The 14181-nt window shown below is 49.5% G+C and carries 11 protein-coding genes; 6 read left to right on the top strand and 5 right to left on the bottom strand.

Annotated elements, in window-relative coordinates:
• Positions 1 to 74: 74 nt before the first annotated feature.
• Both lpxB and surE read right to left on the bottom strand, forming a co-directional pair.
• The gene (gene lpxB / locus DXA74_RS01615; RefSeq protein WP_118525077.1) at positions 75 to 1217 is read right to left on the bottom strand and encodes a lipid-A-disaccharide synthase; all 1143 of its coding nucleotides are present in this window, start codon (positions 1215 to 1217) and stop codon (positions 75 to 77) included.
• Positions 1214 to 1981 (bottom strand): 5'/3'-nucleotidase SurE, encoded by a 768-nt coding sequence (gene surE / locus DXA74_RS01610; protein ID WP_118525076.1) that lies wholly within the window; start codon positions 1979 to 1981, stop codon positions 1214 to 1216. Before surE ends, lpxB begins: the two co-directional genes overlap by 4 nt.
• Positions 1982 to 2194: 213 nt before the next feature.
• Here surE and DXA74_RS01605 point away from each other — a divergent pair, with 213 nt between their 5' ends.
• From DXA74_RS01605 to DXA74_RS01585, 5 genes are read left to right on the top strand one after another with little or no spacing between them, the layout of a single operon-like run.
• A complete protein-coding gene (locus tag DXA74_RS01605; protein WP_118525075.1) occupies positions 2195 to 2956 on the top strand; it encodes a ParA family protein in 762 nt (253 codons plus the stop codon).
• Positions 2957 to 2971: 15 nt separating this feature from the next.
• Positions 2972 to 3859, top strand: a complete 888-nt coding sequence (locus DXA74_RS01600; protein ID WP_118525074.1) for a ParB/RepB/Spo0J family partition protein — start codon at positions 2972 to 2974, stop codon at positions 3857 to 3859.
• Complete coding sequence (locus tag DXA74_RS16410) at positions 3856 to 4653, top strand: DUF5683 domain-containing protein (RefSeq protein ID WP_199666053.1); 798 nt, start codon at positions 3856 to 3858, stop codon at positions 4651 to 4653. Before DXA74_RS01600 ends, DXA74_RS16410 begins: the two co-directional genes overlap by 4 nt.
• A gap of 8 nt (positions 4654 to 4661) precedes the next feature.
• A complete protein-coding gene (locus DXA74_RS01590; RefSeq protein WP_118525135.1) occupies positions 4662 to 5960 on the top strand; it encodes a lytic transglycosylase domain-containing protein in 1299 nt (432 codons plus the stop codon).
• A 22-nt stretch (positions 5961 to 5982) separates the two neighbouring features.
• Positions 5983 to 8250, top strand: a complete 2268-nt coding sequence (locus tag DXA74_RS01585) for a bifunctional (p)ppGpp synthetase/guanosine-3',5'-bis(diphosphate) 3'-pyrophosphohydrolase (protein ID WP_118525134.1) — start codon at positions 5983 to 5985, stop codon at positions 8248 to 8250.
• 187 nt (positions 8251 to 8437) lie between these two features.
• Here the strand turns inward: DXA74_RS01585 and DXA74_RS01580 are convergent, their stop codons facing one another.
• Positions 8438 to 8785: a MerR family transcriptional regulator gene (locus DXA74_RS01580; protein WP_118525073.1), complete on the bottom strand. Its 348-nt coding sequence runs from the start codon at positions 8783 to 8785 to the stop codon at positions 8438 to 8440.
• Positions 8786 to 8901: 116 nt separating this feature from the next.
• On the opposite strand from DXA74_RS01580, the gene alaS reads away from it, so the two are divergent.
• A complete protein-coding gene (gene alaS / locus DXA74_RS01575; RefSeq protein ID WP_118525072.1) occupies positions 8902 to 11514 on the top strand; it encodes an alanine--tRNA ligase in 2613 nt (870 codons plus the stop codon).
• 168 nt (positions 11515 to 11682) lie between these two features.
• Here the strand turns inward: alaS and DXA74_RS01570 are convergent, their stop codons facing one another.
• Positions 11683 to 12537, bottom strand: a complete 855-nt coding sequence (locus DXA74_RS01570) for an AraC family transcriptional regulator (RefSeq protein WP_118525071.1) — start codon at positions 12535 to 12537, stop codon at positions 11683 to 11685.
• 129 nt (positions 12538 to 12666) lie between these two features.
• Complete coding sequence (locus DXA74_RS01565; protein WP_118525070.1) at positions 12667 to 14100, bottom strand: ATP-dependent RecD-like DNA helicase; 1434 nt, start codon at positions 14098 to 14100, stop codon at positions 12667 to 12669.
• Between the last annotated feature and the right edge of the window lie 81 nt (positions 14101 to 14181).

Below are 14181 nucleotides of genomic sequence, written 5' to 3'. Positions count from 1 at the left end.
AAAGGAAAGGAAGCCTCGCATACTCCTTCATGGGGTTCTGCAAGGCTTCCTTTCCTTTTTTTCGTTCTGTAAGATCATTTCTTTTGCAGGAGCTGCACCATCTGCTCTGCGGCACGGTCGGGAGCTCCGGGCTCTCCCAAACGGGAAAGCATACGCTGGTATCCCTGAAGCTGGGCCTCGCGTCCGGCACCTCCTGGCAGAATGGCCTGTAACTCACGGCGAAGACGCTCGGGATTCATCTGGTCGGCAACCAGTTCGGGCACCACTTCCTCGGCGGTAATCAGATTCACCAGCGACACGAACGGCACCTTCAGGAATAGCTTGCGCAACACGGAAACGGCCTTTCCGCAAGCAGTATAATAGCAAACGACCTGAGGCACACGGAACAAGGCGGTCTCCAGAGTGGCCGTTCCGGAAGTGACCAATGCGGCCGCCGAATGCTGCAAAATGCGGTAAGTGCAACCGGAAAGGATATGCACCTGCTCCTTGTCGATAAACTGATGATAGTAAGACAGTTCTATATTGGGAGCACCGGCCAGCACAATCTGGTAATCGGCAGCATGCTCCCGGGCTATCTGTGCCATCATGGGCAGGTTATCCTTGATTTCCTGCTTGCGGCTGCCCGCCAGAAGAGCAATGATCGGACGGTTGTCCAATCCATGTTCCCGACGGAACCCTTCGGGATCGGACGGATGCTGCGCCAGAAACTCGTGCACCTCGTCGAGTGAGGGATTTCCCACATAATGAATGGGATAATGATGCTTCTGCTCAAAGAATTCAATCTCAAAAGGCAGAATGGAAAAGAGCTCGTCCACATCGCGACGGATATTCTTGATGCGGTGTTCCTTCCAGGCCCATATCTTGGGAGCGATATAATAATAAACGGGGATTTGGGTGTTTTTGCGCAAAAACTCCGCTATGGACAGATTAAAACCGGGATAATCAACCAGAATCACCACATCGGGCTGCCACTGCACAATATCCTGCTTGCACAAATCCATATTGCGGAATATCTGACGCAAATGAAGCAACACGGGGATAAAGCCCATATAAGCCGTGTCTTTGTAGTGACGCACCAGCGTTCCGCCCTGACGCTGCATCTCGTCGCCTCCGAAATAACGGAACGCTGCCGCAGCATCGTGCTGTTTCAACGCTTCCATCAGCTTCCCGGCATGCAGATCTCCACTGGCTTCGCCGGCAATCAGATAGTATTTCATGAAATCTCCTCCAATTTTGTTTTCATATTCTCCAGACAGTCATAGGCCGTGACATCCAGACGTATAGGAACCACGGATGCATACCCCTGCGACAAAGCCCAGACATCGGTATCCGTAGCATCGGGCTCCAGATTCTCATATTGGCCTGTCAGCCAATAAGCTGGTTTACCGGCAGGATGCGCGGCCGACTTCCACTCACAGTTCCAGCAGCCCCACCCCATGCGGCAGACGCGCAAACCGCGCAAATTCTTTCCGGCAGGGAAATTGACATTCAGACAGACACCCTGAGGCAGTCCTTCGGCCAGAATCTGGCTCACCAATGTTCTTATATAAGGTTGTAAAGCCGTGAAATCAGCATCCGCACAAGCGTCAGCCAAAGAAAAGCCGATGGAAGGAATTCCCTTCAGGCAGCCTTCAAACACCACTCCCATCGTACCGGAATAATGCACATTAACCGACGCATTGTCTCCGTGATTGATGCCGCTCAGCACCAGATCGGGGCGGCGCGGGAGCACGGTTTCAAATGCCAGTTTCACACAATCCACCGGAGTTCCGGAACAGGAATAGATGCTTACACCCGGCTCTTCGGACACCTTTTTGTAGGTTACCGGGACGATGGAAGTAATCGCCGCAGCCGAACCCGAGCGCGGACCGTCGGGAGCCATAACCACCACATCGGCCATATCCCTGACCCAAGCCACCAGTTCGTTCAATCCTTTGGCATGCACGCCGTCATCGTTCGAGATAAAAATTAAAGGTCTCATTATTATTGTAATAAAATTATATGCTACAAAAATACGAAAAAAGGTTTAAAAAGGCTCTTTATCAAAGAAATAATGCATATATTTGCATTTATTCATGTAGCTTAAGTTATCAACAATAAGCGTGAGTTATCAACAATTTTCAGAAACTCACTCACGATTATTAGGAGAAGAATAAGATTATCCGTTACTTTGTAGCATCAAAGATACATAGAAATGGGAAAGATTATCGCTTTAGCAAATCAGAAAGGTGGTGTGGGCAAAACCACTACCTCTATGAATTTAGCAGCTTCTTTGGCTACTTTGGAAAAGAAGGTTCTTTTGGTTGATGCCGATCCGCAAGCAAATGCCTCATCTGGTCTGGGTGTAGACGTTTCGGAGATTGACTGTTCCATCTATGAATGCATCATAGAACAGGCGGATGTTCGCGAGGCTATCTACACCACCGACATCGACGGACTGGATATTATTCCGTCACACATCGACCTGGTGGGAGCCGAAATCGAAATGCTCAACCTGAACAACAGGGAGAAAGTGCTGATGCACTTGTTGCAGCCCCTGAAATCGGAATACGACTATATATTGATAGACTGTTCACCGTCACTGGGACTCATCACGGTAAATGCGCTCACGGCTGCCGACTCCGTCATTATTCCCGTACAGTGTGAATACTTTGCCCTGGAGGGTATCAGCAAGCTGCTGAATACCATCAAAATCATCAAGTCGAAACTGAATCCGGCATTGGAAATCGAAGGATTCCTGCTCACCATGTACGATAGCCGTCTGCGACTGGCAAACCAAATCTACGATGAAGTGAAGCGCCATTTTCAGGAACTGGTGTTCAAAACCGTAATCCAGCGCAATGTGAAACTTAGCGAGGCACCAAGCCACGGAGTGCCGGCCATTCTGTATGACGCAGAATCTACCGGAGCCAAAAACCACTTGTCGCTCGCCAAAGAAATCATCGAAAAAAACTAAAACTGAAAAAGACACATGGCAGTACATAAAAAATATCCGGCACTGGGACGCGGACTCGATGCCCTGATCTCAACTCGTGAGGTACAGACCGACGGTTCGTCGTCCATCAACGAAATAGAGCTGGATAAGATAAAAGCCAATCCCAACCAACCCAGAAAGGAGTTCAATGAGGACAGCCTGAGAGAACTGGCCGAATCCATTGCCGAAATTGGGGTTATACAGCCGATCACCGTGCGACAAACCGGTGAAGACACTTACGAAATCATCGCCGGAGAACGCCGCTGCAAAGCATCGGCTCTGGCAGGAAGAAGAACCATTCCGGCTTACATCCGTACAGCCGACGACGAAAATATGATGGAAATGGCGCTGATCGAAAACATACAGCGCGAAGACCTGAACGCCGTGGAAGTGGCCCTGGCCTACCAGCATCTGCTGGACACTTACGGACTGACACAGGAGCGCCTGAGTGAACGCATCGGAAAAAACCGAAGCACTATCACCAACTACCTGCGTCTCCTCAAGCTGCCCGCTCCTATCCAGATGGCTCTTCAAAACAAAACGATCGACATGGGACATGCCAGAGCACTGCTTGCCCTGGAAAATACCGCCGATCAGATAAAAATCTTCAAACAGATTGAAACAGAACATCTGTCGGTGAGAAAAGTGGAGGAAATGGTGCGCAACCTGCAATATGGCATGGAAACAGCACCCAAAGCACAGCCTGCCGCCAAAGCCGCACTGCCAGAGGAATTCCATTTGCTGAAGGACAGCCTGAGCCAATTCTTCCAGACAAAAGTGCAACTCACTTGCTCGGACAAGGGAAAAGGCAAAATCAGCATCCCGTTCTCCAGCGAAGAGGAACTTGAACGCATTATTGAATTGTTTGATCGCTTGAAAAGTTGAAAACTAAAAACATAGCATATAAACTGGTCATTATCCTGTTGTGCCTTTTCTATGGGCCCAATGGGATTTCTTCGCTTGCAGCGCAGGAGGCTGATTCGACCCGCATCAATCCGATTGCCCCACTGGATTCCATCAGAACGGATTCCGTGAAGGGTGAAACCATTGTGGCGGACTCTTTAGTAGCCGACTCAATAGAACAGGCCAATCTGAAAAACCTGGAAAAACTGGAAGCAGTGACCGATACGAGTCTTCTCGTCAAAAAAAACGACTCGATAGCCGTACAGAAACCCATGGTCAAGTTCGTACCCAACCCGACACGGGCCCTGTGGCTTTCGCTGATTATCCCCGGCGCCGGACAGGTATATAACCGCAAATACTGGAAAATACCGATTGTGTACGGTGGATTTCTGGGATGTGTCTATGCTCTGACCTGGAACGGACAGATGTATAAGGACTACTCACAGGCTTATCTGGACATTATGGACAATGATCCGAATACGGACAGCTATCTGGACATGTTGCCGATCAACTACGATATCACCGGTAAGGAAGAACGTTTTAAGGAAATCTTCAAGAATAAGAAGAACTTTTACCGGAAATATCGCGACCTGAGTATTTTCTGCATGGTGGGCGTGTACCTGCTTTCTGTGGTCGATGCTTATGTAGATGCGGAACTGTCTTCGTTTGATATCTCTAAAGACTTAGGACTCAAGATTGAGCCTACGATCATGAACAACGGACATCTGTTGAAGAACCAGACAAGTGTGGGACTACAATGCCGTTTAAATTTTTAAATAAGAATATGAAGAAAAGAATAGGAACTTTATGCCTCTCATTATGCCTTGCAGCAGTCTCTATGTATGCACAGGACAATATTACCGTGCATGATGACGAGACCGATCAGGACGAGGTAATTGATCTGCCGGAAGGTATGACCTCCGACATTGACAGCCTGCTTCACGAATGGAATGTCAAGAATTACCTTTCACCCGACGAAAACTGCGAGTCAAGCAACGAGAATCCGGAGTATAGCAAAGAGACCTATATCAACAGACTATCACGTTTGCCGAATGTCATTGAAATGCCTTACAATGAGGTTGTAAGAAAATTCATTGACCACTACTGTACCAAATTGCGGCGCTCAGTATCCTATATGCTGGGGGCTTCAAACTTTTATACACCAATCTTCGAAGAGGCATTGGAGAGCTATCAGCTGCCTCTGGAGTTGAAATATCTGCCGGTTATCGAATCGGCCCTGAATCCGCAGGCTGTATCCAAAGCCGGAGCGGTGGGTTTGTGGCAGTTCATGATTACCACCGGAAAGAAATACGGACTGGAAGTGAACAGTCTTATTGACGAACGGCGCGACCCGATCAAGTCGTCATACGCCGCAGCCCGTTATCTGCGCGATTTGTATAACATATATAATGACTGGCCGCTCGCCATCGCAGCCTACAACTGTGGTCCCGGCAATGTAAACAAAGCCATCAAACGTGCCGGCGACTCCAAGGACTATTGGGAGATATATCCTTATCTGCCTCAGGAAACCCGCGGATATGTCCCCGCATTCATTGCAGCCAACTATGTAATGAATTACTATTGTGAACACAACATCTGCCCGGTAAAGACCAAATTACCGGCAAGCTCTGATACCTTGCAAATCGGCAAACCGCTGCATTTCGAGCAGATTGTAGCGATGTGCAACGTATCCATGGACGAAGTTAAGGCACTTAACCCTCAATACCGTACGGGGCTTATTCCCGGCAATGACCATGAAGAACAGATTCTGCGCCTCCCTACGCACAGCGTCAGCGCCTTTATCAGCGCCGGTGACTCAATCTACCGTTACAATTCTGACGAGCTGTTTACCAACCGCAAGGAAACGGAAGTCAAGAAGGTTGCTTCTACCAAACCGAAAACATCTTATTCAAGAAGCAGCAAAAAGTCTTCCAGAAGCCGTGCCAAGTATGCAACCATCCGCAAGGGAGATACTTTGTCAGAAATTGCCGCGCGTAACCATACAACTGTCAGCAAGTTGCGCAAGCTGAATGGAATTAAGGGCAACAACATACGTGCCGGAAAGAAAATTCGAGTAAAATAACTTGAGAACAAAGGAGGTCAAGATGGAGGAAAGCAAATACAAAGAAATAGAAGACGAGAAACTCGTCCAAGATGCATTCCAGCATTTGGTGGATACCTATCTGGCATCTCGTCACAGAAAGAAAGTAGAGATCATCACCAAAGCCTTTAATTTTGCCAAGCAGGCCCACAAGGGAGTGAGACGACTGTCGGGAGAACCGTATATCATGCACCCGATTGCCGTGGCCCAGATTGCCTGCGAGGAAATCGGACTGGGGTCTACTTCCATCTGCGCCGCTCTGCTGCACGATGTTGTAGAGGACACAGACTACACGGTTGAAGATATCTCAAACATCTTCGGTCCCAAGATCGCACTTATTGTCGACGGACTGACCAAAATCTCAGGAGGTATCTTCGGAAACCAGGCTTCGGCACAAGCCGAATCCTTCAAAAAGCTCCTGCTTACGATGAGCGATGATATCCGTGTGATTCTGATCAAGATTTCAGACCGCCTGCATAACATGCGTACCTTAGGCTCGCAGTTGCCCAACAAGCAATATAAAATTGCAGGAGAGACTCTGTATATCTATGCTCCATTGGCCAATCGCCTCGGACTGAACAAGATCAAAGAGGAGTTGGAAGACCTCAGCTTCAAATACGAACACCCGGAAGAATATGCTGCCATTAAGGAAAAACTGGCACAGACACAAGCACACCGGGACAGTGTGTTCGAGGAATTTACCCTTCCGATCCGTAAGGAACTGGACCGCATGGGCATCAAATATGAAATCAAGGCCCGCATCAAGACCCCATATTCCATTTGGTGCAAGATGCAGAACAAGCATATCTCTTTTGAGGAGATATACGACATTCTGGCCGTACGCATTATCTTTGAACCCAAATCCCTGGAGGATGAAGTCAACGAATGCTTCCAGATTTATGTTTATGCCAGCAAAATCTACCGCCCGCATCCGGAGCGTCTGAGAGACTGGCTGAACCATCCGAAAGCCAATGGCTATCAAGCTCTTCACGTCACCCTGATGAGCAATGCCGGACAATGGATTGAAGTGCAGATCCGCTCTACCCGTATGGACGAAATGGCCGAGCAGGGATTTGCCGCACACTGGAAATACAAGGAAGGAACCAAGACAACCGCCGACAGCGAAAACGAGCTGGAAAAATGGCTGAAGACCATTAAGGAAATTCTGGATGACCCGCAGCCTAATGCCCTTGATTTCCTGGATGCCATCAAGCTGAACCTGTACGCATCGGAAATCTTCGTCGTCACTCCGAAGGGAGAATTCAAAACCATGCCGGCCGACTGTACGGCTTTGGACTTTGCCTTCAGCATCCACACTTTCCTGGGCAGCCATTGTATCGGCGCCAAGGTGAATCATAAACTGGTGCCCCTCAGCTACAAGCTGAAGAGCGGTGACCAGGTGGAGATTCTGACTTCAAAATCGCAGCATGTGCAGAAAGAGTGGATTAATTTTGCCACTACTGCCAAGGCCAAAGGAAAGATTCAGGCAATTCTGCGCCGCGAAGACCGCGAAAACCAGAAACAGGGCGAGGATATCCTTGTCAAATTTCTGGGAGAACACGATCTGGAGGCCAACAGCATGAACGTGGACAAGCTCTGCGATTTGCATAATATCAAATTACGCGAAGAATTGTACATTGCCATCGGCACCGGAAAAGTGATTCTGGGCGAAGATGACCTCAATGTGCTGCGCACCAAGATCAGCGGAACCCGAAGCTGGACCAAGTACATTCCGTTCCTGAACTTCACCAGCAGTCACGAAAGCAACACATCGCACAAAGATGACAAGAAGGAGAACGGACAGATTGAGCAGAAGATCGACAAGAAGAAACCGGTGATTCTCAACGAGGAGAACATCAAGCGCTTCATCATTGCCGAGTGCTGCCACCCGATTCCCGGCGACGACGTTCTGGGTTATCTGGACGAGAACAACAACATTGTCATCCACAAAAGACAGTGCCCGGTTGCCGCCAAACTGAAGACCAGCGACGGAAATCATATTCTGGCCACGCGATGGGACACCCACAAGACCATGTTCTTCCCGGTTACCATCCACATCAGGGGCATAGACCGTGTGGGTATTCTGACCAAAGTAACCCAGTTGCTTTCGGAACAGCTGCACCTGAACATCACGCACATCGACATGACCTGCAAAGACGGTATCTTCGACGGCGAACTGGAATTCGGCGTGCACGACGTGGAAGACCTGAATATGATCTGCAAGACCCTCAAGGAATTTGAACCGATTGAGGAAGTGAGCCGAATCAGCTGATTTGCAAAGACATCCCCTTTCGGCGCTCCGGCAAAAACGGAACGCCAGAAGGAAAGTAAAACCATAAAAAAGAGTCATTTCAAAACCACGGTAATTCATGTTTTGAAATGACTCTTTTCTTTTTATCCGGCGAGAGCATCCTTGCGCCCGATCCGCTTTTTCTTCAATGCCAACGGAACGCACCCTTCTAAACCAGTGTGTCCAGCCCCTTGCGGAGCGCCACCAGTTCCTCGCGCAACTGTTGCAGGCGGTCTATCACTTCCGTCACATTCTGGGCACCTTCCTTATTCTTTTTGATAATCTCGCGCGCAGCGGCAATCTTCAGTCCGCGCACCTTGACCAGATTATGCACCAGGCGCACCGCTTCGATATCCTCCTGCGTGTACTGCCGCACATTTCTGCCGGCTTTTTTGGGGGCGATTGTCGGAAATTCCTTCTCCCAATAACGCAGCAAAGTTTCCGTAACGTCAAACATTTCCGCCACCTCGCTAATCGAATAATAAAGCTTAAGTTTTTTATTGGGATTCAATGCCATATTTATCCTCGTTCCTATAAATCGTTTTCAATTCTTTTCCTTGCAAAAGTAAGCAAAACAAGCTATCTTTGCAACAGAATGTATAAGAATATTAAACACTTTAAGACAAAAATAAGATGACTGCAAATGAAATTCGCGACTCGTTCAAGAAATTCTTCGAGTCAAAAGGACACCTCATTGTCCCATCAGCACCAATGGTCATTAAGGATGACCCGACACTGATGTTTACCAATGCTGGTATGAACCAGTTTAAAGATATCATTTTGGGTAACCGCCCGGCAGTAAGCAAGCGATGCACCGACTCTCAGAAGTGTCTTCGCGTGAGCGGAAAGCACAACGACCTGGAGGAAGTGGGTCACGACACTTATCACCACACCATGTTCGAGATGCTGGGTAACTGGAGCTTCGGCGACTACTTCAAGAAAGAAGCGATTGAGTGGGCTTGGGAGTATCTGGTTGATGTGCTGAAAATCGACAAGACCAATCTTTATGCCACCGTATTTGAGGGAGCGCAGGAAGAAGGCCTGGAAAGAGACAATGAAGCGGCAGCCATCTGGGCACAGTTCCTGCCGGAAGATCATATCCTGAACGGAAACAAGCACGACAATTTCTGGGAAATGGGAGCTACTGGTCCTTGTGGTCCTTGCTCTGAGATCCACATCGACTTGCGTCCGGAAGAGGAAAAAGCCAAAGTTCCGGGAAGAGAACTCGTAAACAAAGACAATCCGCTGGTGATTGAAATCTGGAACCTGGTGTTCATGCAGTACAACCGCAAGGCTGACCAGTCACTCGAGCCGCTGCCTGCCAAGGTTATCGACACCGGTATGGGCTTTGAGCGTCTGTGTGCCGTAATGCAGGGCAAGCGTTCCAACTACGACACCGACGTGTTCCAGCCTATCATCAAAGTAATCGGAGAGTTGTCAGGATGCCAGTATGGCGAGGACCCGAAAAAGGATGTTGCCATGCGCGTTGTGGCCGACCACTTGCGTACCATCGCCTTCTCTATCGCCGACGGTCAGTTGCCAAGCAATGCCAAGGCCGGTTATGTAATCCGTCGTATCCTGCGCCGCGCCGTACGCTACGGCTACACTTTCCTCGGACAGAAGGAAGCCTTCATGTATAAACTGCTTCCGGTGCTGATTCAGGAAATGGGAGGCACTTATCCGGAACTGGAAGCTCAGAAGGTTCTGATCTCCAAGGTGATGAAAGAGGAAGAGGATTCCTTCCTCCGCACTCTGGAAACCGGTATCCGTTTGCTGGACCGCGTGATGGAAGAGACCAAGGCTGCCGGCAGCAATACCATCAACGGTGTGCAGGCATTTACTCTGTTCGACACTTACGGATTCCCGCTCGACCTGACCGAACTGATCTGCCGCGAGAATGGCATGACAGTAGACGAAGAGGCCTTCAACGCAGAAATGCAGAAGCAGAAAGAGCGTGCCCGCAACGCGGCTTCCGTAGAAACCGGCGACTGGGTAGTGCTGAAGGAAGGCGAAACAGAATTCGTAGGTTGGGACTACACCGAATATGAATGTCAGATTCTGAAATACCGTCAGGTAACCCAGAAGAAGCAGACTCTGTTCCAGATTGTGCTCGACAAGACTCCGTTCTATGCCGAGATGGGTGGACAGGTTGGTGACCGCGGTGTGCTCTGTTCAGAATTCGAGACTATTGAAATCATCGATACCAAGCGCGAGAACAACTTGCCGATCCACTTGTGCAAGCAGTTGCCTCAGCATCCGGAAGCTCCGTTCATGGCATGTGTAGATGTTGACCTGCGCAATGCGAGCGCTGCCAACCACACAGCTACTCACCTGCTCGACCAGGCACTGCGCGAGGTGCTGGGCACTCATGTAGAGCAGAAGGGTTCTCTGGTTACTCCGGAATACCTGCGTTTTGACTTCTCTCACTTCCAGAAAGTGACCGACGAGGAGTTGCGCGAGGTGGAAAGAAAGGTTAATGCCAAGATCCGTGCCAACATTCCGTTGCAGGATCACCGCGATATGCCGATTGAAGAGGCTAAGGAACTGGGTGCTATCGCCCTGTTCGGTGAGAAATACGGCGACAAGGTGCGCGTGGTTCAGTTTGCCGACAGCGTAGAGTTCTGCGGCGGTTGCCACGTAAGTGCTACCGGAAAGATCGGTATGGTGAAAATCATGAGCGAAAGCTCTGTTGCCGCCGGTATCAGACGTATCGAGGCCATCACCGGAGAAAAGGTTGAGAATATGCTTTACACCATCGAGGATACTCTGGCCGAGCTGAAGGGTATGTTCAACAACGCACCGGATGTGAAGGCTGCTGTCATCAAGGCTATCGAAGAAAACAGCGCCCTGAAGAAGCAGATGGACGACATGGTACGCGAAAAGGCTGCTCAGGCAAAACAGCAGCTGATTCAGAACTCTACTCTGGCCAACGGCATGCACATCTTCAAGGGAATCCTTCCTCTGCCGGCTGATGCCATCAAGGATATCGCCTTCCAGTTGCGTGCCGAGCAGGAGAATGCCTTGGTAGTTATCGGTAGTGTATTCGACAACAAGCCAATGCTTACTGCTGCTGCATCCGACTCTTTGGTTAAGGAGCAGGGTGTTCATGTAGGCAAGGCTATCCGCGAAGCTGCCAAACTGATTCAGGGTGGCGGTGGCGGTCAGCCTCACTTTGCAACTGCCGGCGGTAAGAATGCCGACGGATTGAGCGCAGCCGTAGACAAACTGATCGAACTGGTTTGCTAAAAATCAAGATATAATCCTCAGGGAGAAAAAGAGAGGGGCCCTGCCGCATGCGGCAGGGCCCCTCTTGTTATTTCAGCACTTCGTACAGACTTTGAAAAATCATCAGGATGACTTTTCAAAAACATCGAAATGAATGCAACCATTCATTGGGATGAAATTCAACACCGGTCACTCTTCTTCAATCATGCGGAACAGACGCGGCGACATGCCGGTTACATTCTTGAAGAAACGCCCGAACTTGCTCTGGTCCACAAAACCCTGTTCCTGACTCACTTCCTTGATACTCTTATTGGTGAAATAAAGCATCTTTTTGGCTTCGGTAATCAAAGGTTCGTCAATCCAATAGGTAAAGTGGCAACCGCTCACCTCTTTGATTACGGCCGAAAGATATTTCGGGGTCAGGTCCAGCTCCTCGGCATAGAACACCAGCTTGCGCTCGTCCAGAAAATGCTTCTCCACCAGTTTCATAAAATCGTAGAACACCTGTTCCTTACGCGTCGGCACCAGCAGGGCCTTGGGATTGTTCACCCAATAGAGTTCCATATCTCGGAGCAGCATCATCTCCAGGATGCGCTGCACCATGCTTTGGTCAAAAGCGTTGGCCGACAAGGCTCGCTGTTTCAAGGAACGATAGAACCCCTGCTGCGCGATATGATGCTCCTCAGAACACAGGGTCTTGTAATATTTGTTGATACGGTCATGCGGACCCAGATTAAAACCGACCTCATCAAACAGGCGTTGCACCATATTTCCGCCTACCACAATGCAATAATATCTTAAATCCTCGGAATGGTCAATCGTCCGGATAAAGCATCCCTGCATCAGTACCAGAAAGTCCTTCGGACCGAGTTCCACCTCATGTCCGTTGATGTCCAAATGACAAGAACCGGACAGGATATGCACGCAATACATTTCTGTGGCTGAGGTCATTCTGCGGAGTTTGTTCCAATTGTCCGTAATATTTCGTTCTGAATTGTCCGCAATGGAGAAATCGTCGTTTATCGTGTAGCGAAAGTAAGCCATCAAACACCTATTGTTTTGAAAATCATTATCATGAGCCCCGAAATAGAATCCGGAAACGGAAATGCAAAGATAATGATTTTATAGAAAAAAACGAGTGAGTGATGCCATATTGTAGACACATTTTTTGCCCTACTGAAGCTGGTTCTTGGGCCAGTTGACCAGATACACGCGTTCGCGGGCTCGCGTCAGGGCCGTATAGAGCCAGCGGGTATATTCCTCGACCGACTGGTCCTCACCCACATAGCCCTGGTCGATAAACACACGCTCCCACTGTCCGCCCTGTGCCTTGTGGCAGGTCATGGCATAGGCAAACTTCACCTGAAGGGCATTGAAAAGCTGGTCGGACTTGATTTTCTTCAGGCGTTCCTTTTTGTTTGTCACCTCGGGATAGTCTTCCCAGACGGAATGAAAAAGATGGTCGGATTCAGTACGTGTCAGAGCCGCAGCCTCACTGGTCAGTGTGTTCAGAATAACGGTGGCTTCAAGTTCAATCTGTCCGTAATCCGGAAACTCCAGAAGCACATCAGCAAAATCAAATCCATAAATATTCCGCTGATGCCGCACCTTGCGCACCGTGGCCACATCGCCATTGGCAATAAAGTCCAGTCCGGAAGTTTTCCGGGTGTCTTCATCCACCCAGAAATAGTTGTTCTTGGCCACCAGCAGACGGTCGCCACTTGTCAATAATTCCTCACGGCCCAGGATACGCCCGCGGATGCCCTGATTGTAAATATTTGCGCGCTTGTTGGAACGGGTCACCACAATGGTTTCCTCGATGCCGCACTGATAGTAGGCCTGCTCCAGTTCTTCAATCAGCGTTTCGCCGGAGATGGACACGATGTCCGGAAATCCGCTCACCCGCAACTGGGGCAAGGCCGACTCTCCCTCCGAAAAAAGAAAGCGGCGCAAGGCACTGGCATTCCACAAAATGCCGGACTCGGACATCTGGCGGTGCACTCCGGTCAGCCGGGCGGGAACAACCGTCAGTCCATATCCTTCCAGACGCGGCACAGATAGGGCCGGACTGTCCAGCACACCCACCGGCGGCAGCTGGGCATCATCTCCAATCAGCACCAGCCGGCATCCCTTGCCCGAATAGACAAAACGCATCAGGTCGTCGAGCAGATGCCCTGTTCCGAACGAGGCTCCTTCCCCGCTCTCGGCATTGGAAATCATGGAAGCCTCATCCACAAAAAACACGGCATTCTGATAAAGATTGACGTTCAGCGAAAAGCCGTCCATCGTGCCGTCGAACGCCTTCTGCCGGTAGATGCGGCGGTGAATGGTATAGGCCGCACAGCCCGATGCCTTGGAAAAGACCTTTGCCGCCCTGCCGGTAGGTGCCAGAAGCACCACCTTCTGCTTAAAATCCTGCAATGCCCGGATGACGGTTCCAATCAGTGTGGTCTTTCCGGTACCGGCATATCCCTTGAGCAGAAACAGGCTGTTTGACTCCGCACCCAGAAGAAAATCCACCAGCAAATGCAACACTTCGCTCTGCTCAGATGTCAACGAGAATGATATTTTATCTTTAATGTAGCATTCCAAATCCCTATTTATCATATTTCAACATAAAAAAATGAGAGAAAAGTCGAATATTAAATTTATTTATTCTATTTTTGCGATGCGAATGTAATAAATAAA

The sequence above is a fragment of the Bacteroides sp. OF04-15BH genome (assembly GCF_003477995.1).
GTDB lineage: Bacteria > Bacteroidota > Bacteroidia > Bacteroidales > Bacteroidaceae > Paraprevotella.
Note: the sequence above shows the minus strand (reverse complement) of the source record. Positions and strands in the feature narration are given on the sequence as shown.

What these genes read in the sequence shown, in the direction of transcription:
- lpxB (WP_118525077.1), bottom strand. Translation starts at nt 1,217, where the DNA reads ATGAAATACTATCTGATTGCCGGCGAAGCCAGTGGAGATCTGCATGCC.
- surE (WP_118525076.1), bottom strand. Translation starts at nt 1,981, where the DNA reads ATGAGACCTTTAATTTTTATCTCGAACGATGACGGCGTGCATGCCAAA.
- DXA74_RS01605 (WP_118525075.1), top strand. Translation starts at nt 2,195, where the DNA reads ATGGGAAAGATTATCGCTTTAGCAAATCAGAAAGGTGGTGTGGGCAAA.
- DXA74_RS01600 (WP_118525074.1), top strand. Translation starts at nt 2,972, where the DNA reads ATGGCAGTACATAAAAAATATCCGGCACTGGGACGCGGACTCGATGCC.
- DXA74_RS01590 (WP_118525135.1), top strand. Translation starts at nt 4,662, where the DNA reads ATGAAGAAAAGAATAGGAACTTTATGCCTCTCATTATGCCTTGCAGCA.
- DXA74_RS01585 (WP_118525134.1), top strand. Translation starts at nt 5,983, where the DNA reads ATGGAGGAAAGCAAATACAAAGAAATAGAAGACGAGAAACTCGTCCAA.
- DXA74_RS01580 (WP_118525073.1), bottom strand. Translation starts at nt 8,785, where the DNA reads ATGGCATTGAATCCCAATAAAAAACTTAAGCTTTATTATTCGATTAGC.
- alaS (WP_118525072.1), top strand. Translation starts at nt 8,902, where the DNA reads ATGACTGCAAATGAAATTCGCGACTCGTTCAAGAAATTCTTCGAGTCA.
- DXA74_RS01570 (WP_118525071.1), bottom strand. Translation starts at nt 12,537, where the DNA reads ATGGCTTACTTTCGCTACACGATAAACGACGATTTCTCCATTGCGGAC.
- DXA74_RS01565 (WP_118525070.1), bottom strand. Translation starts at nt 14,100, where the DNA reads ATGATAAATAGGGATTTGGAATGCTACATTAAAGATAAAATATCATTC.